The sequence below is a fragment of the Geodermatophilus sp. CPCC 205761 genome, assembly GCF_051383655.1.
Taxonomy (GTDB): domain Bacteria; phylum Actinomycetota; class Actinomycetes; order Mycobacteriales; family Geodermatophilaceae; genus Geodermatophilus.
This window is the reverse complement of record NZ_JALPKQ010000060.1, coordinates 1-19,023: the sequence shown is the minus strand read 5'-3', so window position 1 is coordinate 19,023 and position 19,023 is coordinate 1. Positions and strand designations below refer to the sequence as shown.

Sequence of the window (19,023 nt, the reverse complement as noted above, 5' to 3'; positions counted from 1 at the left end):
TCGGCCCGCGGCCGGAACGAGGGCGAACGGGGGGTCAGGAGGTCGGGTGCTGCTCGACGTCGGGGAGGTGGGTGCGCGCCCACAGCGCGGCCGACGTGCGGTCCCGGACGCCGATGCGCTGGAAGACGCTGGTCAGGTGCGCCTTCACGGTGCCCTCGCGGATGCCCAGGACGCGGGCGATCTGCTTGTTCGCCAGACCGCGGCCGACCAGGGCGAGCACCTCCTGCTCGCGTTCGGTGAGCTCCGCGGCGCGGGCCGGGCTGCGGCGCGCGTGCAGCACGGTGCGGGCCACCCGAGGGTCGAGCGGGGAGTGCCCGCGCGCGGTGGAGCGGATCGCGGCCAGCAGGTCGGCCGGCTCGGTGTCCTTGAGCACGTACCCGCTCGCGCCGGCGTCCAGCGCCTCCATCACCCGCTGCTGGTCGGAGAAGGAGGTCAGCACCAGCACCTCCACGTCCGGGTGCTCCTCGACGATGCGCCGGGTCGCCTCCACGCCGTCCATCACCGGCATGGAGAGGTCCATGAGCACCACCTGCGGCATCAGCCGGGCCACCTCCTCCAGCGCCTCGGCGCCGTCGGCGGCGGCGCCGACGACCCGCATGTCCGGGGCCCCGGCGATCAGGCCGGCCAGGCCCGACCGCATGAGCGCGTGGTCGTCGACGACCAGGACGTCGATCACGGGTGCGGTACCTCCAGGCGCAGGCCGGTCCCCGCTCCCGGGGCGCTGCGCACCGACAGCGTGGCGCCGTCGGTCGCGGCCAGGTCGGCGAGCAGGCGCAGGCCCAGGTGACCCCGGGTCGGCTCCTCGACCTTCGGGCCGAGGTCGAAGCCGACGCCGTCGTCGATCACCGTGAGGACCAGGCCGGAGCCGGCCCGCTCGACGGTCACGTCGACCGTGCGGGCGCGGGAGTGCTTGGCGATGTTGCGCAGCGCCTCCTGGACCGTGCGCAGGACCAGCGCCGCCGTCGCCGGGGACGGCTCGACGTCCTCGGCCACGGTCACCCGGACGTCGACGCCGCGCGGCCGCAGCCGGCCGGCCAGGTCCGCCAGCGCCATCGGCAGGTCGTCGCGGTCGAGGTCGGGCGGGTAGATCTCCACCAGCAGCGAGCGCAGCGAGCCGACCGACTCCCGCAGCGCCGCGGCGGCCTGGCCGAGCCCCTCGGCCACCTGGCCCGTCGCGCCGTCGGCCGGGGCCGAGCGCACCTGGTCGGCAGCCCGCGCGACCAGGAGCGCGGAGGCCGAGACGTCCTGGACGATGCCGTCGTGCAGGCTGCCGGCGATCCGGCGCCGCTCCTCGGTCGAGGCGTCCAGCGCCCGCGCCTGCAGCAGTTCCCGCTCGCGCTGGGCCGCGCGCAACTGGGTGAGCATCCGGTGCGCCAGGGGGAGCTGCACGGCCAGCAGGGTCAGCACGACCGCGACGGAGATGGGGGCGAACTCCGACCAGATCTCGAACTGCCGGGAGGTGGCCTCCTGGTAGACCGAGTAGGTCTCCAGCAGCAGCGACTCCCCGCTCGGTCCGTCGATCTGCCGGTAGACCTCCAGCAGCTGACCGGCGGACCGCTCGAACCGGTTCTCCGGCCGGCTGAGGTCGCTGATCTCCGCGCGGGTGACCCCGTCGCGGAGCGCCTCCTGGTCCTCCTCGTCGAGGGCGTAGCGCTGCCCGATGAGCCGCGGCTCGTCGGAGTACAGGATCTCGCCGTCGACGTTCCAGATCTTGAGGCGGATGACGTCGGCCTTGGGGATCCGGTTCTGGATCCGGGCGTCGAAGTCGGCCAGCGCCCGAGGGTCGCCGGCCAGCAGCGGCGGACTGAGGTTCGGCTCGACCAGCACGGCGGCCAGCAGGTCGGTGGTGCGTCGCGCGTCGGCGAGCGACTCGTCCTCCGCCGCCTCCACCGCGGCCCAGACCCCACCGGCCAGCAGCAGGACGACGGCGACCACGTTGGCGAGGACGAAGCGGCCGACCACCCGCTGCACCGAGGGGGTGTGCGGCCGGCGGCGGGCCGCGCCGTCGACGAGCGGCACCCAGGCGGGAGCGGCTCCCGGCGGCGTCCGGACGCCGGTGTCCGCGGTCCTGTGGCTCGTGGCCATGCTCACCTCTGCGCCGGATCGCCACCCGGCCGGCCCGGGGACGGCGGCGGAACCGGACTCTCCCGCTCCGACCTGCCGGGACGTTGTGCCACCTCGCGGGCGGGGTGCGCAAGAGGCGGGAGGCCTTCGACCCCCTTCGAGGGTGGCGTCACCCGGTGACCCGGTGCCAGAGACGCTGGAACGCGCCCGCGCCGACCGGTGGCGCCGCCGCGCTCTCCCACCCGCCGCCGGCGGGCGCCGGCCGGCGGGCCAGGTCGTCCAGCAGGCCGGACACGGCCGTCGCCAGGGCGATCGGGTCGTCCGGGAGCACGAGCAGGCCGGCCTGCCGGTCGGGCAGTGCGTGCGGCGGGGCCGCAGCGGTGGTGGCGACCACCGGGCGGGCCGCGTCGAGGGCGGTCAGGAGCGCCGGCGGGGCGTCGGGCACGACGCCGGACCCGTCCGGGCGGGAGGGGAGCACGAGCAGCGCGCAGCGGCGCACGGCCGCCCGGACCGCCCCGTTCGGCAGGTGCCCGCAGAACCGGACCCGTTCGCTGATGCCGAGGTACTCCGCCTGGTGCTGCAGCACGCGGCCCAGCGGGCCGGCACCGATGATGTCCAGCCCCAGCGCGGGACGGTCGTCGGCGAGCAGACCGAAGGCGGTGAGCAGGGTGTCGACGCCGCCCGCCGGGACCAGCGGTGCCACCGAGAGCAGCGGCCGCGGCGTCCACGTCACGGACGACGTCATGACGGGCTCCCTCGGTCGGCCGGATCCGGGCTCCACCAGACCACCCCGCCGGTCGGCTCCGCACCTGGACGGGGGTCCTACGACCCCCGTCCGGCCGGGGCGTCACTCCGTCGGCGGCTCGTCCTGCCCCGACTCCTCGGCCTCGTCGGCCTCCTCCTTGGTCGCGTGCACCGCACCGTCGGCGTGCTCCGGCGGGCCGTAGACGGTGTAGAGGACCAGCGGGTTGGGCCCGGTGTTGACGAAGTTGTGCTTCGTGCCGGCCGGGACGACGACGAGGTCGCCCTGGGCCACCTTCTTCTTGCTGCCGGAGATGCGGGCCTCGCCGGTGCCGCTGACGAAGGTGAGGATCTGGTCGATGTCCTCGTGCACCTCCTCGCCGATCTCCCCACCCGGCGGGATGGTCATGATCACCAGCTGGGTCTTCTCACCGGTCCACAGCACGCGGCGGAAGTCGGCGGACTTCTCGGCCTCGGTCGCGATGGTGTAGTGGATGACGGACGCCATCGAGGGCGCTCCTCTCGTCGGACGGGCACGGATGCGTGCGGCCGGCGGCCTCCCGGCCCCGGCGGACGACGGTCCTCCTGCCCGCCGGTGCACGGACTTAGTCCTGCCGGCCGGGGCCCCGACACGTCCGGGTGAGCGGACTCACCGCGGGGCGCGGGAAGAAAACCCGTGCTCGCGGCGTCGCCATCGAGGTGACGTCGCCTCCCGCCCATCGCCCGACGGCCCGCGCCTACGCGGTGTGGCTGGTCGCGCTGTCGGCCTACGCCGTCGCCGTCTTCCACCGTGCCTCCCTCGGCGTCGCCGGGGTGGAGGCGCAGGAGCGCTTCTCGGCCGGGGCCTCGGCGATCTCGCTGTTCCTCGTCCTGCAGCTCGTGGTCTACGCGGCGATGCAGGTGCCGGTGGGGGTGGCGCTGGACCGGTTCGGCTCCCGCCGGCTGATCCTGGCCGGGGCCCTGACGATGGCCGCCGGTCAGGCGCTGCTCGCGGTGGCCGGCGACGTGCCGACCGCCGTCGGCGCCCGGGTGCTGGTCGGCGCGGGCGACGCGATGACCTTCGTCAGCGTGCTGCGGGTGATCGGCTTCTGGTTCGCCGGGCCGACGGTGCCGCTGATCACCCAGCTCACCGGCATGCTCGGCCAGTTCGGGCAGATCGTCGCCGCCTACCCGCTGGTCGCGCTGCTGCACTCGACCTCGTGGGAGGGCACCTTCCTCGGCGCCGCGGCGGCCGGCGTGCTCGTCGCCGTCCTGGTCGTCGTCGCCCTGCGGGACGCGCCACCGGGCACCGAGCTGACCCCGCCGGCCGGGCTGGCCGACGTGCGCCGCAGCCTGGTGGCCACCTGGCGGGAGCCCGGCACCCGCATCGGCCTGTACACCCACCTGGTCACCCAGTTCTCGGGCACGGTGTTCGCGCTGCTGTGGGGCTACCCGTTCCTCGTCGTCGGCCAGGGGCGCAGCCCGGCGACCGCGGCCGCGCTGCTCACCCTCCTCGTCATCGTCGGCATCCTCGTCGGCCCGCTGCTCGGCCGGCTCTGCGGCCGCTGGCCGCTGCGCCGGTCGTCGCTGGTCTTCTCGATCCTGGCGCTGACCGCGGCCACCTGGACCGTCGTGCTGCTCTGGCCCGGCCGCGCGCCCCTGGGGCTTCTCGTGCTGCTGGTCGTCGTCCTGGGCACCAACGGGCCCGGCTCGATGATCGGCTTCGACTTCGCCCGCACATGGAACCCGGCCGAGCGGCAGGGCAGCGCCAGCGGCGTGGTCAACGTCGGCGGCTTCGTCGCCTCGCTGCTCACCATCCTCGCCGTGGGGGCCGTCCTCGACGTGCTCACCCCCGGCTCCTCGACGGCCTACTCGCTGGACGCCTTCCGGGCCGCGTTCGCCATCCAGTACGTGTTCTGGGCGATCGGCTTCATCGGCGTGCTGCGGCACCGGCGCGAGCTGCGCGAACGGATGGCCCGCGGCGGCGTCGTCCTCGCACCCCTGCACGTCGCGGTGGGCGCCCGGCTGCGCGGCGGCTCGGCCTACCACTGACCTGACCGGCAGTAGTCGCTCCGGTACACGCCGCCCGGTCACGCCGGTCGGACGCCGCGACACGATCGGACTGCACTGCCGCGCCGCCGCGGTCTGGGAACCTCCGCATGCCCGGACGACGCCGAGCCGTCCGGCGGTCGGCAGGAGGGAGGCCGCCATGTTCCGACACGGCGCGGCCCTGGTCACCGACGGCGCCCGGGAGGCGGACGGCCCGGCCCCCGGCGCCTCGCCGAGACGCCCCAACCTCGCCGGCGACCTGGACAGCCTGCTGGGCACCCGGCCGCTGTTCCGCACCGCGCTGCGCGGCTACGACCGGCTGCAGGTGGACAACTACGTCTCCTGGGCCGAGGCCGAGCTGCAGGCCGTCCGTCGCGAGAACGATGACCTGCTGACCCGGTACGGCGCCTGCTCGGCGGAGGTGGAGATCTCCCGCCGGCTGCTGGCCTGCTCGCCGGAGGGCCGGGAGCTGGTGCGCACCTCCGAGCGGGTCGGCGAGATCCTCCGGCTGGCCGCCGACGAGGCCGCGCAGCTCACCGAGGCCGGTGCGGTCGAGGCCGACCGGATCCGCGGCCAGGCGCGCAGCGAGGCCGACGCGCTGCTGCGCCGCGCCGCCGAGGTGAAGGACACCGCCATCACCGTCAGCCGCCGGATGGAGGAGGAGGCCCGGTGGGCCCGGGCCGACAGCCAGGCGCTGGTGGTCGAGGCGCGGGAGGAGGCGGCGCGGATCCGCGCCGAGGCGCAGGCCGCCGCTGCGCGGGCGGTGGCGGACGCGGAGGCCGAGCGGGACCGGGTGGCGGCCGAGGCCCGGGCGGCGCTGCAGCGGCTGACCGGCCAGCTCGACGACGCGCTGGGCAGCCTGGCCGCCCTGCTCGCCGGGCAGGCGACCGTCGCCGTGGGGGAGCCGCTGGCCTCCTGAACTCCCGGTGGCGGCCCGCCGTCGATCCGAGCACGATCGCGACAGCGAAGAGGCCGCTGGGAGGGGTGTCGTGGACGTCGTCGTCGGCCTGGACTCCGGGACGACGGCGACCAAGGCGGTCACCGCCGGCACCGACGGGCGGGTGCGCGACCTCGCCAGCGTCGGCTATCCGCTGCAGGTCCCGGCGCCCGGCCGCGCGGAGCTCGACGCCGACCGGCTGACGTCGGCCGCCGTCGAGGCCCTGGCCGCGGTCGCGGCCCGCGCCCGCGATCGGGGCGACACGGTGGTGGGGGTCAGCCTCAGCGCCGCCATGCACGGCCTGCTGCCGATGGACGCCGACGGTGCGCCGCTCGGCCCGGTGCTGACCTGGGCCGACAACCGGGCAGGCGACTGGGCCGCGGCGCTGGTCGCCGACGGGCGGGCCGCCGACCTGCACGGCCGGACCGGCACGCCGGTGCACTCCATGTCGCCGCTGGTGAAGCTCTCCTGGATGCGCGCCGAGGACCCGGAGCTGGTCGCCGGCACCCCGCGCTGGGGCGGTGTCAAGGAACTGGTCGTCGGCGCGCTGTGCGGTGGCGGGCACGTGCTCGACCGGTCGTGCGCCTCGGCCACCGGGCTCTACGACATCCGCGCCGCGCGGTGGGACGACGAGGCGATGCAGATCGCCGGGGTGCGGCCCGAGCAGCTCGGCGAGGTGCTGCCGACGACCGCCGTCCTGCCCGGCCTGCGCGCCGACGTCGCCCGGGCGACCGGCTTGCCGGAGGGGCTGCCGGTCGTCATCGGCGCCTCCGACGGCGTGCTGGCCAACCTGGGCACCGGCGCGGTGCGGCCCGACGTCGCCGCGGTCTCCCTGGGCACCAGCGGGGCGATGCGGGTCGTCGTCCCGGCGCCGACCGTGGACCCGGACCGGCGGCTGTTCTGCTACGCCCTGACCGACGAGCGCTGGGTGGTCGGCGGGGCGATCAACAACGGCGGCTCGGTGGTGCGCTGGGCCGCGCACGCCCTGGCCGCCGGCTTCGACGGCGCCGCGCCGGAGGGGGAGGACGCCGACGCCCTCGACGCCCGGCTGCTCGACGAGGCGGCCGAGGTCCCGCCGGGCAGCGCGGGGCTGCTGTGCCTGCCCTACTGGCTCGGCGAGCGGGCGCCGTGGTGGCGGTCGGGGCTGCGCGGTGCCTACATCGGGCTGCGCCGCGAGCACCGCCGTCCGCACCTGGTCCGGGCCGCCGTCGAGGGAGTCTGCCAGCAGCTGGCGCTGGTGCGCGACGCGTTCGCCGCGACCGACCTGCCGGTGTGCGAGGTGCGGGCCACCGGGGGCGCGGTCGCCTCCCCGCTGTGGGTGCGCACCCTCGCCGCGGCGCTCGACCTCCCGGTCCGGGTGGCCGACTCACCCGAGGGCACCGGCCTGGGCGCCTGCCTGCTGGGCCTGCACGCGCTGGGAGCGCTGCCCGACCTCGACGCGGCCACCGAGCTGGTCGCCGTCCACGACCCCGTGCCGCCCGACCCCGGCGCGGCCGCCGTCTACGCGCGGCTGCGGCCGCTCGTCGACCGCTCCGCCCGGGCGCTCACCGACGTCCTCACCACGCTCGACGCGCTCGACGACACCCCCAGCCAGCCCGCGTAGTCCCGACCAGCAGGAGGAGCCGTGCCCGAGGTCGAACCCGCGCTCCGTTCTGCGCCCGTTCCGGTGAGAGGGGCCAAAATGGTCATTTCGGCCCCTGCGCCACGGCGCGTGAGGGAGTGGACGTCATGAGACGTGCGGCACGGGCGGCGGCGGCGGGGCTGGCGGCCCTGTCGGCGGTCGCGGCGCGGGATCTGTTGCAGCGCGAGCACACGGTGCTGCGCAACTTCCCGGTCGTCGGCCACGCGCGCTACCTGCTCGAGGCGATCGGCCCCGAGCTGCGTCAGTACCTGGTGGCCGGCAACAACGAGGAGCGGCCGTTCACCCGCGACCAGCGCCGCTGGGTGTACGCCTCGGCCAAGAAGCAGAACAACTACTTCGGCTTCGGCACCGACAACGACCTCGAGTACACCGCCGGCTACCCGGTGATCAACCACCGGACGTTCGGCCGCGCCGTCCCGCCGTCGGCCCCGTCCTCGGCGCACGACGTGCAGCTGCCGTCGGCCAAGGTGCTGGGCGGTCCGCGGGGCCGGGCGCAGGCGTTCCGGCCGGGGTCGGTCGTGAACATCTCGGCGATGAGCTTCGGCTCGCTGTCCGGGGCGGCGGTGGAGGCGCTCAACCGGGGGGCGGCGCTCGCCGGCTGCCTGCAGAACACCGGCGAGGGCGGTCTCTCCGTCCACCACCGGCACGGCGGCGAGCTGGTGTACCAGATCGGCACCGCCTACTTCGGCTGCCGCGACGAGCACGGCCGCTTCGACCTGGACCGCCTCAAGGCCCTCGTCGCCTCCGCGCCGGTGCGGGCGCTGGAGATCAAGCTCAGCCAGGGCGCCAAGCCCGGGCTGGGCGGCGTGCTGCCCGGGCCGAAGGTGTCCGCGGAGATCGCCGCGGCCCGCGGCGTCCCCGAGGGCGTCGACTGCGTGAGCCCGTCCCGGCACGCGGAGTTCTCCGACACCGACAGCCTGCTCGACTGGGTGGAGCTGCTGGCCGCCGAGACCGGGCTGCCGGTCGGCATCAAGTCCGCGGTCGGTGACATGACCTTCTGGCACGAGCTCACCGACCAGATGAGCCGGACCGGTCGCGGCGTGGACTTCGTGACCGTCGACGGCGGGGAGGGCGGCACCGGCGCGGCGCCGCTGATCTTCACCGACTCGGTGTCCCTGCCCTTCCAGCTGGGCTTCGCCCGGGTCTACTCGGTGTTCGCCCGGGCCGGGCTGCAGGACCAGGTCACCTTCGTCGGCGCGGGCAAGCTCGGCCTCCCCGACAACGCGATCGTGGCGTTCGCGCTGGGCTGCGACATGGTCAACGTCGCCCGGGAGGCGATGCTGGCCATCGGCTGCATCCAGGCGCAGAAGTGCCACACCGACACCTGCCCGACCGGGGTCGCCACGCAGAACGCCTGGCTGGCGCACGGGCTGGACCCGAACCTGAAGTCGGTGCGGGTGGCCAACTACCTGGAGACGCTGCGCCGCGACCTGTTCAAGGTGGCCGAGGCCTGCGGTGTGGAGCACCCCGGGCTGATCCCCGTCGACGCGGTGGAGGTCCTCACCGGCCGCACCGCGTCGACCCCGCTGGGCGAGGTCTACGGCTACCAGCCCGACTGGGGCCTGCCGTCGGCCGCCGACCGCGCGGAGATCATCCGGCTGATGGCCGGCGACGCCCCGCAAGGCGGCTCCGCCCCCGCGTCCCCCGACGCCGTCGGCTGAAGTCCAGCGGCCGAGGCAAAGGAGGCTATGCATACGTCTCTGACCGCCAGACGTAGGCATAGCCTCCTTTGCCTCCAGGGCGGGTGCGTCAGGAGGTGCCGCGGAGCAGCTCCTCGAAGGAGGGGACGTCGGCGAACGGGTCCACCGGGCCGCGCGCCGCGGCCGGCCGCCCGGTGACCAGGTCGGCCAGCTCACCCGCGGCCCGCTCGATCCGGTCGGCCAGCGCCCGGTCGACGCTCCCGGCGCCGGCCCAGTCCTCCGACGCGGCGAAGACCCCGGTGGGGACGGCGATCGCCCGGAGGTAGGCGAACAGCGGCCGCATCGCGTGCTCGATGACCAGCGAGTGCCGCGCGGTGCCGGCCGTGGCGCCGAGCAGCACCGGCTTCCCGGTCAGCGACTCCTTGTCCAGGACGTCGAGGAAGGTCTTGAACAGGCCGCTGTAGGACGCCGAGAAGACCGGCGTGACGGCGATCAGCCCGTCCGCCCCGACCACGGTGTCGATCGCGGCCCGCAGCGGGCCGTTGGCGAACCCGGTGACCAGGTTGTCGGCCAGGTCGCGGGCGTGAGTGCGCAGCTCGACCACCTCGACGGTGGCGTCGTCCCCGCGGGCGCGGAGGGCGTCGACCGTGGCGGTGGTGAGCCGGTCGGCCAGCAGCCGGGTGGACGACGGCGTGGACAGCCCGGCGCTGACGACGGCGAGGGTGCGGGTGCTCATCGGGCCGTCACCTCCTCGACGGTGTGCCCGGTGACGTCGTCGGCCGGGGCGTGCACGGTGGCGTCCACCGCTCCGCCGCGGGCCGCGACGCGGGCGGCGTGGGTCGGGGCGTCGGGCACGTGGGCGGGCTTGAGGGCGGCGAACTCGCGGCGCAGCACCGGCACGACCTCCTCGCCGAGGATGTCCAGCTGCTCGAGCACGGTCTTCAGCGGCAGGCCGGCGTGGTCGACGAGGAACAGCTGGCGCTGGTAGTCCCCGACGTAGTCGCGGAAGCCCAGCGTGCGCTCGATGACCTGCTGCGGGGAGCCGACGGTCAGCGGGGTCTCCCGGCTGAAGTCCTCCAGCGACGGGCCGTGCCCGTAGACCGGGGCGTTGTCGAAGTAGGGCCGGAACTCGGTGACCGCGTCCTGGCTGTTCTTCCGCACGAACACCTGCCCGCCCAGGCCGACGATCGCCTGGTCGGCCGACCCGTGGCCGTGGTGCTCGAAGCGGCGGCGGTAGAACTCGACCATCCGCTGGGTGTGCTCCTTGGGCCAGAAGATGTGGTTGGAGAAGAAGCCGTCGCCGTAGAAGGCGGCCTGCTCGGCGATCTGCGGGGAGCGGATCGAGCCGTGCCAGACGAACGGCGGGACGCCGTCCAGCGGCCGCGGGGTGGAGGTGAAGCCCTGCAGCGGCGTGCGGAACTGGCCGGACCAGTCGACGACGTCGGAGTCCCAGAGCCGGCGCAGCAGCGCGTAGTTCTCCACCGCCAGCGGGATGCCGTTGCGGATGTCCTGGCCGAACCAGGGGTAGACCGGGCCGGTGTTGCCGCGGCCCATCATCAGGTCGACGCGGCCGCCGGCCAGGTGCTGCAGCATCGCGTAGTCCTCGGCGATCTTCACCGGGTCGTTGGTGGTGATCAGCGTCGTGGCCGTGGACAGCTGCAGCCGCGTCGTCTGCGCCGCGATGTAGGCCAGCGTGGTGGTCGGCGAGGAGGAGAAGAACGGCGGGTTGTGGTGCTCGCCGAGGGCAACGACGTCGAGGCCGACCTCCTCGGCCTTCTTCGCGATCGTGACGACCGCCTGGATCCGCTCCGCCTCGCTGGGCGTACGGCCGGTGGTGGGGTCGGTCGTGATGTCGCTGACCGAGAAGATGCCGAACTGCATGTCGGGCTCCGGGTTGATTGAGAGTGCAACTACCGCTCCGTGCAACGTGCAAGGGGCGGGGGTATTCCGCCGTCCACCATGCCCCGCCGTCACCTCCTCGTGACTCCTCGCAGCGCTGAGTGATCAACTCGGCACGTCCCGCTGAACGACACCCGTGTCGTTCCCCTGCCGGGCGGCGGCCGTACCGCGCACCCGGCAGGGTCTGGGACGGTGCAGCCGCTGTACCGACCGACTGGGGGGACCGGGATGGCCGAGCCGATGCAGGGGGACGTCGCCGAGGGCGGAGAGCCGGGCGGACTGGCCGCGCTGTTCGAGCCACGCCCGAGGTTCCGCCGCCGGCTGCTGGGCTACGACCGCGCGGACGTCGACGACTACGTCGCCTCGGCCCAGGACCGTCCCGCCGCCGATCCTGAGGCCTCCGCGTGCAGCGGCTGTAAGGACGCCCCGCCCGCGCCGGCCGCGGTTCCGGAGGGTGCGCAGGACCGGGAGGCGGTGCTGGTCGTCGGCGCGATGCGCGAGCTGCTCCGGCTGGCCGAGCGGCGGGCCGCGGAGATCGTGGCCGAGGCGGAGGGCGAGGCCGAGCAGATCCGGGCGACCGCCCGCGCCGAGGCCGAGAGCCGGCTGCGCAACGTCGCCGACCTGCGCGACGCGACCCTGGAGCGAGTGCGCCGGCAGGCGGAGGAGCTGCTCCGCGAGGCGGCGGCCGAGCGGGCCCGGCTGGCCGACGAGGCGGCCGCCGCAGCGCAGGCGGTGGCCGATCTCCGGCGCCGGCAGGACGACGCCCGGGAGTCGCTGCGGCTGCTCACCGGCCGGCTCGGCGCGGCACTGGACGGGCTCACCGCCGGGGGCGCCGAGCAGCCGACGGCCGAGCCCCGGCGCCCCGGCGGGGTCGTGCTCACCGGCAACGTGGCGATGGCCGAGCCCCGGGAGTCCGTCCTCGGCTGACTCTCGTCGGGCGCGGAGAGCGATCCAGGTCACGTTCCGGATGTGACCCCTGCGATTGTCACAGGACGGTAACGACCCCTACGGTGGGTGCAGTCCGGTCGGTCGTCACGCCCCAGACGGGGAGCCTGGCCGGACGCCGCCGAGTCGTGTCCGCGCACCGTGGCCACGAGCCGGGGACCCACCGCAGCACTGGGGTGAGTCCTGCCCGCCGAGAGTTCCTCGGAGGGCAGGTAGGGCGTCTTCCCGCCCGAACCCGTCAGCTAACTCGGTAGGCGGCCACGGAAGAACGGAGAGCCTCCGCATGCTCCGCCCACGGGCCCTCGCGGCTCGCAGGGACTCCCGGCCGCGCGCACCTCGCGCCTCTTCCCGGCCCGCCGATCCCGCCTGACCGCGCCCGCCGGTCTCCCGCGTCACGTCCCGACGCCGCCGGCGCACCCACCCCCCAGCCCACCGCATCCCGGGCTGCCCTCGCACGTCGAGGGCCGGCTCGCGCGCACTCTCGCCTGGAGCACCCACACCAGATGATCGATCGCACCAAGCAGTTCTCCGCCGTTCCCTCGGACACCGCCGTTCCCTCGGACAAGACCGAGCTCGACGTCCCCGCCACCGCCGAACTCGATGCCCGGCCCGCCGCCCGCCGGGGGCTGCGCCTGCCGGCCGGCGGCCGCCGCCCGGCCTTCTTCCTCGCCGCGGCCGCCGCCGGCGCCCTCGTGGTCAACGTCCTGGCCGGTGGCCAGCCCGCGGCCGAGGCGGACGCGGAGACCAGCACCGTCAGCGCGTCGCACAGCGTCGCCGAGACCCTCGGCATCACGACGGAGGCGGCGACCGGCTCGGCCGCCGACGCCCCGGCCGCCGACGTCGCGGCCGCGGACCTCGCCCCGCTCGCGGACCTCGCCGCCTCCCGCAGCGAGCGCGAGGCCGCCGAGGCCAGCGCCGCCCAGGCCCAAGCCGACGCCGAGAAGGCCGAGCTCGACCGCCAGGCCGCCGAGCGTGAGGCCGCCGAGCGCGCCGCCCGCGAGGCCGAGGCCCGTGCGGCCGCCGAGCGCGAGGCCGCCGAGCGCGCCGCTCGCGAGGCCGAGGCGGCCCGCGCGGCCGAGGCGCCGGCCGCCAGTGGCGGGTCGTCGTCGTCCGCCGCGCCGCGCGGCTCCTTCAAGGAGTACGCGATGAGCAAGGTCGGCAGCGCCGACCAGTTCAGCTGCCTGGAGAACCTGTGGGGCAAGGAGAGCGGCTGGAACCCCAACGCGCAGAACCCCACCAGCACCGCCTACGGCATCCCGCAGTTCCTCAACTCGACCTGGGCCGGCACCGGCATCGCCAAGACGTCGGACGGCTACCGGCAGATCGACGCCGGCCTGATCTACATCGAGAACCGGTACGGCAGCCCGTGTGCCGCCTGGGCGCACTCGAAGGCCAACAACTGGTACTGAGCGGGCAGGCCGCAGACTGCCGGGTGTGAGCTCCGTCCCCGCCCGGTTCGTCCGCGCCCACACCGAGGTCCGGCGGCCGTCCTCCGTCCCGGAGGTGCGGCTGCACGTGGCCGACGACGTCGTCGCCCTCTGGGAGGCGATGGAGACCGAGGGGGGCGGCGCCGGGGAGGCGCCGCCCTTCTGGGCTGCGGCGTGGCCGGGCGGGCAGGCGCTGGCCCGGTACGTGCTGGACACCCCGGACGTCGTGGCGGGCCGGGCGGTGCTCGACCTGGGGTCCGGCAGCGGGCTGGTCGCCATCGCCGCCCGGCGGTCCGGGGCCCGCTCGGTGCTCGCCAGCGACGTCGACCCGTTCAGCCGGACGGCGGTGGGCGTCAACGCCCTCCTCAACGGGGTGGCCGGCGTGAGCGTGACCGGCGACGTGCTCGACCGTGACCTCCCGGGCGTCGAGGTCGTGCTCGCCGGCGACGTCTGCTACGACCGGGAGATGACCGAACGGGTGCTGCCCTTCCTCGACCGCGCCCGCGCGCGCGGCTGCGAGGTCCTCGTCGGGGACCCCGGCCGGCCCTACCTGCCGCACGACCGGCTGGTCGCCGCCGCGGTCTACGAGATCCCGGAGACCGAGGGGCCGGGGCTGCGGCGGACGACGGTCTGGCGGCTGCCGTGACCGACCACGTCGACGTGCTCATCGTGGGCGCCGGGCTCTCCGGCATCGGCGCCGCCTGCCACCTGCAGCACGAGTGCCCCGGCCGCAGCTACGCCGTCCTGGAGTCGCGGACGGCGATCGGCGGGACATGGGACCTCTTCCGCTACCCCGGCGTCCGCTCGGACTCCGACATGTTCACCCTGGGCTACTCGTTCCGGCCCTGGACCGGGACGCAGGCGATCGCCGACGGCGACTCGATCCTCCGCTACGTCCAGGACACCGCCCGCGAGCACGGCGTGGACCGGCACATCCGGTTCTCCCACCGGGTCGTCTCCGCCGAGTGGTCGACCGGCGAGGCCCGCTGGACGGTGACCGCGGAGCGCACCGACACCGGCGAGACGGTGCAGCTGACCTGCTCCTGGCTGTCGGTCTGCTCCGGCTACTACCGCTACGACGAGGGCTACCGGCCGGCGTTCCCCGGCGAGGAGCGCTTCGCCGGGCCGATCGTGCACCCGCAGCACTGGCCGGAGGACCTCGACTTCGCCGGCAAGCGGGTCGTGGTCGTCGGCAGCGGCGCCACCGCGGTCACTCTCGTGCCGACGATGGCCGAGACCGCCGAGCACGTGACGATGCTGCAGCGGACGCCCAGCTACGTGCTGGCGCTGCCCGGCCGCGACCCGCTCGCCGACGCCCTGCGCCGCCGGCTGCCGGCGCGCGCCGCGTACGCGGCCGTGCGGTGGAAGAACGTGCTGCTGTCGATGGCCTCCTACCAGTTCAGCCGCCGCCGCCCGGCCGCGATGCGCCGGTTCCTCCAGCGGACCGCCGGCCGGCAGCTGCCCGCCGGCTACGACGTCGAGACCCACTTCGGGCCGCCCTACGACCCGTGGGACCAGCGGCTGTGCCTCGCCCCCGACGGCGACCTGTTCCGGGCGATCCGCGCGGGCCGGGCCTCGATCGTCACCGACCGGATCGCGACCTTCACCGGCACGGGGATCGCGCTGGAGTCCGGCGCCGAGCTCGCGGCCGACGTCGTCGTCTCGGCCACCGGGCTGAACCTGCTGCCGATCGGCGGCATGGCGCTCACCGTCGACGGCGAGCGGGTCGAGCTGTCGGAGCGGGTCTCGTACAAGGGCATGATGATCTCCGGGGTGCCGAACCTCGCCATGACGATCGGCTACACGAACGCCTCCTGGACGCTCAAGGCCGACCTCGTCGCCCGCTACGTCTGCCGGCTGCTCGACCACATGGCCGCCCGCGGGTTCGCCACGTGCACGCCGGTCGCCCCGCCCGAGGGCGGCACCGAGCCGTTCATCGGCCTGAGCTCCGGCTACGTGCGGCGCAGCCTGGCCGCCCTGCCCCGTCAGGGTGCCCGCGCACCGTGGCGGCTGTACCAGAACTACCTGCGCGACGTCGTCCTGATGCGGCACGGCCCGCTCGAGGACGCCGGCGTGCGGTTCGCCCCTCGGCGGCCCGCCCCGGCCGCCGAGGAGGTCCCGGCGTGACGCTCCCGCCGTACCGGTTCGCCGGGGGGACGGCGGTCGTCACCGGCGCGGCCGGCGGGATCGGCGCCGCGCTCGCCCACGGCCTGGCCCTGCGCGGCAGCTCGCTCGTGCTGCTCGACCGGGACGCCGAGGGGCTGGCGACCGTGGCCGCGGGCATCGGCGCCGCCCACCCGGGGCTGGGCGTCACGACGTACGTGGTCGACCTCGCCGACCCCGCCGACACCCGGCGGGTCGCCGGCACGGTCGCCGCGGCGCACCCCGAGGTGACCCTGCTGGTGAACAACGCCGGGATGGCCCTCGGCGGGCGCTTCGACCAGGTGACCCTCGAGGAGTTCGAGGAGGTCCAGGAGGTCAACCTCCGGGCCGTCGTCCGCCTGACGCACGCCCTGCTGCCCACGCTGAAGGCGCACCCCGGCTCGCATCTGGTCACCGTCTCCAGCGTCTTCGGCCTCATCGCGCCCGCGGGGCAGGTGGCGTACGCGACGAGCAAGTTCGCCGTCCGTGGGTTCACCGAGGCGCTCCGGCACGAGCTGGCCGGCGACGGCGTCGGCGTCACCTGCGTGCACCCCGGCGGGATCCGCACCCGGATCGCGGCCGACGCCCGGGTCGGCTCCGGCGTGCCGGCCGACGAGGCCGAGCGGGGCAGGCGGGACTTCGCCCGGCTGCTCACCATGGACCCCGCCCGGGCCGCCGAGATCGTCCTCACCGCGGTGGAGCGGCGCCGTCCGCGGCAGCTGGTCGGCTGGAGCGCCGTCGTCCCCGACCTGCTCGTGCGGCTGGCGCCGGGCTCCCACGGCCGGGTGCTGGCCGCCCTCACCGCCCTGGCGGCGCGCGGCCGTCGCTGACCGGGTAGGCAGAGCCGGTGGCGGTGCACATCGGGACGTCGGGCTGGAGCTACGACCACTGGGACGGCGTGCTCTACCCGCCGGGCACCCCGCCGCGGGACCGGCTGGCGCACTACGTCCGGCGCTTCGGGACCGTCGAGCTCAACGCGAGCTTCTACCGCTGGCCCCGGACGGCGACCTTCGCCGGCTGGCGCCGCCGGCTGCCGCCGGGCTTCCAGCTGTCGGTCAAGGCACCCCGCGGGCTCACCCACGCCAAGCGGCTGTACGCGCCGGAGACGTGGATCGGCCGGATGACCGAGTGCTGGCACGAGCTCGGCGACCGGCGGGCGGTGCTGCTGGTCCAGCTGGCGCCCACCCAGGAGCGCGACGACGAGCGGCTGGACTTCTTCCTCCGCCTGCTCCCGGACTGGATGCGGGTGGCCGTGGAGTTCCGGCACCCGACCTGGCACGACGAGGGCGTCTACGCCCTGCTGGAGCGGCACGGCGCCGCCTACACCGTGATGAGCGGGGCCGGACTGCCCTGCGTGCTCCGGGCCACCGCCCCGTTCGTCTACCTCCGGCTGCACGGCCCGGACGCCGCGCACCTCTACGCCGGCTCCTACCCCGACGCGGACCTGCGCTGGTGGGCCGACCGGGTGGGGGAGTGGTCGCGTTCGGGGCACGACGTCTACGCGTACTTCAACAACGACGGCCACGGGCACGCCGTCCGCAACGCCGAGACGCTGCGCGCGCTGGTCACGGGGTGAGCGAGACGCGGCGGCGGGCGGCCCGGAGCGCGAGCACCCCGTAGCCGACGGCGTTGGGCAGCAGCGCCGCGGTGTATATCCCGGCCTGCACCGCCGGGCTGGCCACCTCCAGGCCCAGCGGCGCGACGACGTAGTGCCCCAGGAAGCCACCGGTGTACGGGCCCGCCCCCGCCCGCTCGCGGAGGGCCAGCTCCAGCTCGGTGAGCGGACACGGCGAGCCGGCGAGATTGACGGCGAGGATGGCCGCGCTCACCGGCGCGTGCAGCAGCAGCAGCCGCGGCCGGCGCAGCGCCGCCAGCGCCCCGGTCAGCATCAGGACGACGGCCAGCGCGTGCACCACCGCCACGGCGTGCGCCCAGAACACGCCTCCAGCGTGGCACGGCGCGGGGACGCGGTGGGCGCCCCCGAGCGGGAGACTGGGCGCATGAGCGATCACGACGCCGGCCGCGAGCCGGCCTCGGGCAACCTGGTGAGCCGGTCGGTCGAGGAGTTCATCAGCCAACTGCGCGCGTTCACCGACCGCGCCCGCGGGCTGGCCGGCGTCGTCCCCTTCTCGCTGCCGCGGCTGCCCTCGCCGCCCGGCGCGCTCTCGGCGGCCCAGCTGCAGGCGATCGACAAGGCGGTCCGGGGACAGCGGCAGCAGATCCAGGCGATGACGGCCCAGCTGGAGGCCTTCGACGAGCAGCTCGCCGTCTTCGAGCGGATCCTCGACCCGCTCGTCGAGTGGAGCGCCACCTGGGCCCGGCTTGAGGAGTCGGTGGCCGACCTGGTCCGCCGCTCGCCCCCCGAACTCGACGACCGCCCGTCGGCCGACGGGACGGCGGGCGGGAAGCGCTCCTGACCGCTCAGCGCCGGTCGCGCCGCAGCGGGTGGTCCGGGGGCACCTCGACCAGCACGATCCGGACGCCGTCCGGGTCGGCCACCCACGCCTCGACCAGCCCCCACGGCTCGGTCCGCGGCTCCTCCAGCACCCGCACCCCCGCCGCCCGCAGCCGCTCGACCTCCGCGGCGACGTCGCGCACCTGCAGCCACAGGGCCAGGCCCCGCGGCGGCTCCCCGGTGCCGGACACCTCGAGCAGCCCGTTGCCGAGGAAGAAGACCACCCCGGGGGAGTCGGGCGGGCCGAACTCGCGGTACACCGCCAGGCCGACGACGTCGCGGTAGAAGGCCTGGGAGCGCGCGGCATCGCCCGGCCGCAACAGGATCCGACTGCTGAGCACGTCCACCCCGGCATCATCGGGGGCGGACCGTCGCGCCCGACAGGTGGACGGCGGCCGGGACGAGAGGGAACACCGTGGCCATGCGCTTCGAGTACAGGGTGGTCGAGCTCCGGGAGGGGCTCATCGGCGGGAAGATGTCGGGTGACAAGCTGGAGAAGGTGCTCAACCAGCACGCCCGCGAGGGGTGGCAGCTGAGGGCGATCACCTCGGTCGAGGTCAAGGGCCGGATCGGCCCGGGCGGCGTCGAGGGCGTGCTGGTCACCTTCGAGCGGCCGGCCGGCTGACCGACTCCCCGGAGGACCCGCCCGTGCCCGAACCGGCCGACGCCCGGGCACGCCTGCGGGCGGACTGCGCCGCCTGCGCGGGCCTGTGCTGCGTGCTGCCGGCGTTCACCGCCTCGGCCGACTTCGCCGTCGACAAGCCGGCCGGGCAGCCGTGCCTGCACCTGCAGCCGGACTCGCGCTGCGGCATCCACGCGCAGCTGCGGGAGCGTGGGTTCCCCGGCTGCGCGGTGTTCGACTGCTTCGGCGCCGGCCAGCAGACGGTGCAGGTCACCTTCGGCGGCCGCGGCCCGCGGGACGACCCCGCGGTCGCCGCGGCGATGGCGACGGCGTTCGGCGTCCAGCGGCAGCTGCACGAGCTGCTCTGGTACCTGGCCGAGGCGCTGGCGCTGCCCGCGGCCGCGCCGCTGCGGGGCGCGCTGCTCGCGGCCCGCGACCGCACCGAGCGGCCGACCGGCGCCGGCGCCGACGAAGTCGGCTC

General features: G+C 75.4%; 20 protein-coding genes, 1 pseudogene and 1 riboswitch. Of the genes and pseudogenes, 13 read left to right on the top strand and 8 right to left on the bottom strand.

From position 1 onward, the window contains the following. Positions 1–34: 34 nt before the first annotated feature. From MY526_RS24210 to MY526_RS24195, 4 genes are all read right to left on the bottom strand, one after another. Positions 35–676 (bottom strand): response regulator, encoded by a 642-nt coding sequence (locus MY526_RS24210; RefSeq protein ID WP_436695584.1) that lies wholly within the window; start codon positions 674–676, stop codon positions 35–37. Then, the gene (locus tag MY526_RS24205) at positions 673–2,085 is read right to left on the bottom strand and encodes a sensor histidine kinase (protein WP_436705239.1); all 1,413 of its coding nucleotides are present in this window, start codon (positions 2,083–2,085) and stop codon (positions 673–675) included. The genes MY526_RS24210 and MY526_RS24205 overlap by 4 nt, the downstream gene beginning before the upstream one ends. A 148-nt stretch (positions 2,086–2,233) precedes the next feature. Further along, positions 2,234–2,809 carry a glycosyltransferase gene (locus MY526_RS24200; protein WP_436705238.1) on the bottom strand — a complete coding sequence of 192 codons (576 nt, stop codon included), beginning with the start codon at positions 2,807–2,809 and terminating at the stop codon, positions 2,234–2,236. A gap of 102 nt (positions 2,810–2,911) precedes the next feature. Next, positions 2,912–3,313 (bottom strand): cupin domain-containing protein, encoded by a 402-nt coding sequence (locus MY526_RS24195; protein WP_436695581.1) that lies wholly within the window; start codon positions 3,311–3,313, stop codon positions 2,912–2,914. Between the two features lie 191 nt (positions 3,314–3,504). Between MY526_RS24195 and MY526_RS24190 the strand changes: the two genes are divergently transcribed. The 4 genes from MY526_RS24190 to MY526_RS24175 all read left to right on the top strand — a co-directional run bounded on the left by MY526_RS24190 (position 3,505) and on the right by MY526_RS24175 (position 9,073). After that, positions 3,505–4,836: an MFS transporter gene (locus MY526_RS24190; protein WP_436705237.1), complete on the top strand. Its 1,332-nt coding sequence runs from the start codon at positions 3,505–3,507 to the stop codon at positions 4,834–4,836. A 157-nt stretch (positions 4,837–4,993) separates the two neighbouring features. Further along, positions 4,994–5,752, top strand: a complete 759-nt coding sequence (locus MY526_RS24185) for a DivIVA domain-containing protein (RefSeq protein WP_436695579.1) — start codon at positions 4,994–4,996, stop codon at positions 5,750–5,752. 70 nt (positions 5,753–5,822) lie between these two features. Continuing rightward, positions 5,823–7,373 carry a gluconokinase gene (locus tag MY526_RS24180; RefSeq protein WP_436695578.1) on the top strand — a complete coding sequence of 517 codons (1,551 nt, stop codon included), beginning with the start codon at positions 5,823–5,825 and terminating at the stop codon, positions 7,371–7,373. 125 nt (positions 7,374–7,498) lie between these two features. Continuing rightward, positions 7,499–9,073 carry an FMN-binding glutamate synthase family protein gene (locus MY526_RS24175; RefSeq protein WP_436705236.1) on the top strand — a complete coding sequence of 525 codons (1,575 nt, stop codon included), beginning with the start codon at positions 7,499–7,501 and terminating at the stop codon, positions 9,071–9,073. Between the two features lie 88 nt (positions 9,074–9,161). Here MY526_RS24175 and MY526_RS24170 read toward each other — a convergent pair whose 3' ends face one another. Next, on the bottom strand, positions 9,162–9,788 hold the full coding sequence (locus MY526_RS24170) for an FMN reductase (protein ID WP_436695576.1): 627 nt from the start codon (positions 9,786–9,788) through the stop codon (positions 9,162–9,164). Next, a complete protein-coding gene (locus tag MY526_RS24165; RefSeq protein WP_436705235.1) occupies positions 9,785–10,933 on the bottom strand; it encodes an LLM class flavin-dependent oxidoreductase in 1,149 nt (382 codons plus the stop codon). Before MY526_RS24165 ends, MY526_RS24170 begins: the two co-directional genes overlap by 4 nt. Before the next feature lie 246 nt (positions 10,934–11,179). On the opposite strand from MY526_RS24165, the gene MY526_RS24160 reads away from it, so the two are divergent. From MY526_RS24160 to MY526_RS24135, 6 genes are all read left to right on the top strand, one after another. After that, a complete protein-coding gene (locus tag MY526_RS24160) occupies positions 11,180–11,878 on the top strand; it encodes a hypothetical protein (protein WP_436695574.1) in 699 nt (232 codons plus the stop codon). 127 nt (positions 11,879–12,005) lie between these two features. Continuing rightward, positions 12,006–12,168, top strand: a riboswitch (cyclic di-AMP (ydaO/yuaA leader). Positions 12,169–12,399: 231 nt separating this feature from the next. After that, entirely contained in the window at positions 12,400–13,305 is a 906-nt protein-coding gene (locus MY526_RS24155; RefSeq protein WP_436705234.1) for a lytic transglycosylase domain-containing protein, read from the top strand. Positions 13,306–13,330: 25 nt separating this feature from the next. Beyond that, positions 13,331–13,969 (top strand): class I SAM-dependent methyltransferase, encoded by a 639-nt coding sequence (locus MY526_RS24150; protein WP_436695912.1) that lies wholly within the window; start codon positions 13,331–13,333, stop codon positions 13,967–13,969. After that, positions 13,966–15,450, top strand: a complete 1,485-nt coding sequence (locus MY526_RS24145) for a flavin-containing monooxygenase (RefSeq protein ID WP_436695911.1) — start codon at positions 13,966–13,968, stop codon at positions 15,448–15,450. The genes MY526_RS24150 and MY526_RS24145 overlap by 4 nt, the downstream gene beginning before the upstream one ends. Further along, entirely contained in the window at positions 15,447–16,295 is an 849-nt protein-coding gene (locus MY526_RS24140) for an SDR family NAD(P)-dependent oxidoreductase (protein ID WP_436695910.1), read from the top strand. The genes MY526_RS24145 and MY526_RS24140 overlap by 4 nt, the downstream gene beginning before the upstream one ends. Before the next feature lie 17 nt (positions 16,296–16,312). Continuing rightward, positions 16,313–17,041, top strand: a complete 729-nt coding sequence (locus tag MY526_RS24135; protein WP_436705233.1) for a DUF72 domain-containing protein — start codon at positions 16,313–16,315, stop codon at positions 17,039–17,041. On the opposite strand, the gene MY526_RS24130 is transcribed toward MY526_RS24135, so the two are convergent. After that, positions 17,031–17,405 (bottom strand): DUF2784 domain-containing protein, encoded by a 375-nt coding sequence (locus tag MY526_RS24130; RefSeq protein ID WP_436695908.1) that lies wholly within the window; start codon positions 17,403–17,405, stop codon positions 17,031–17,033. The genes MY526_RS24135 and MY526_RS24130 overlap by 11 nt on opposite strands. A gap of 60 nt (positions 17,406–17,465) precedes the next feature. Here MY526_RS24130 and MY526_RS24125 point away from each other — a divergent pair, with 60 nt between their 5' ends. Beyond that, complete coding sequence (locus MY526_RS24125; RefSeq protein WP_436695907.1) at positions 17,466–17,882, top strand: hypothetical protein; 417 nt, start codon at positions 17,466–17,468, stop codon at positions 17,880–17,882. A gap of 4 nt (positions 17,883–17,886) precedes the next feature. Here the strand turns inward: MY526_RS24125 and MY526_RS24120 are convergent, their stop codons facing one another. Continuing rightward, positions 17,887–18,267, bottom strand: a complete 381-nt coding sequence (locus MY526_RS24120; protein ID WP_436695906.1) for a VOC family protein — start codon at positions 18,265–18,267, stop codon at positions 17,887–17,889. 74 nt (positions 18,268–18,341) lie between these two features. On the opposite strand from MY526_RS24120, the gene MY526_RS24115 reads away from it, so the two are divergent. Both MY526_RS24115 and MY526_RS24110 read left to right on the top strand, forming a co-directional pair. Then, a complete protein-coding gene (locus MY526_RS24115) occupies positions 18,342–18,545 on the top strand; it encodes a DUF4177 domain-containing protein (protein WP_436695905.1) in 204 nt (67 codons plus the stop codon). Positions 18,546–18,568: 23 nt separating this feature from the next. Then, a pseudogene (locus MY526_RS24110) lies at positions 18,569–19,023 on the top strand (pentapeptide repeat-containing protein); the annotation flags it as partial.

Coding starts and splice junctions, on each gene's coding strand:
- MY526_RS24205 (WP_436705239.1), bottom strand. CDS start 2,085: ATGGCCACGAGCCACAGGACCGCGGACACCGGCGTCCGGACGCCGCCG.
- MY526_RS24200 (WP_436705238.1), bottom strand. CDS start 2,809: ATGACGTCGTCCGTGACGTGGACGCCGCGGCCGCTGCTCTCGGTGGCA.
- MY526_RS24195 (WP_436695581.1), bottom strand. CDS start 3,313: ATGGCGTCCGTCATCCACTACACCATCGCGACCGAGGCCGAGAAGTCC.
- MY526_RS24185 (WP_436695579.1), top strand. CDS start 4,994: ATGTTCCGACACGGCGCGGCCCTGGTCACCGACGGCGCCCGGGAGGCG.
- MY526_RS24175 (WP_436705236.1), top strand. CDS start 7,499: ATGAGACGTGCGGCACGGGCGGCGGCGGCGGGGCTGGCGGCCCTGTCG.
- MY526_RS24170 (WP_436695576.1), bottom strand. CDS start 9,788: ATGAGCACCCGCACCCTCGCCGTCGTCAGCGCCGGGCTGTCCACGCCG.
- MY526_RS24165 (WP_436705235.1), bottom strand. CDS start 10,933: ATGCAGTTCGGCATCTTCTCGGTCAGCGACATCACGACCGACCCCACC.
- MY526_RS24160 (WP_436695574.1), top strand. CDS start 11,180: ATGGCCGAGCCGATGCAGGGGGACGTCGCCGAGGGCGGAGAGCCGGGC.
- MY526_RS24155 (WP_436705234.1), top strand. CDS start 12,400: ATGATCGATCGCACCAAGCAGTTCTCCGCCGTTCCCTCGGACACCGCC.
- MY526_RS24125 (WP_436695907.1), top strand. CDS start 17,466: ATGAGCGATCACGACGCCGGCCGCGAGCCGGCCTCGGGCAACCTGGTG.
- MY526_RS24115 (WP_436695905.1), top strand. CDS start 18,342: ATGCGCTTCGAGTACAGGGTGGTCGAGCTCCGGGAGGGGCTCATCGGC.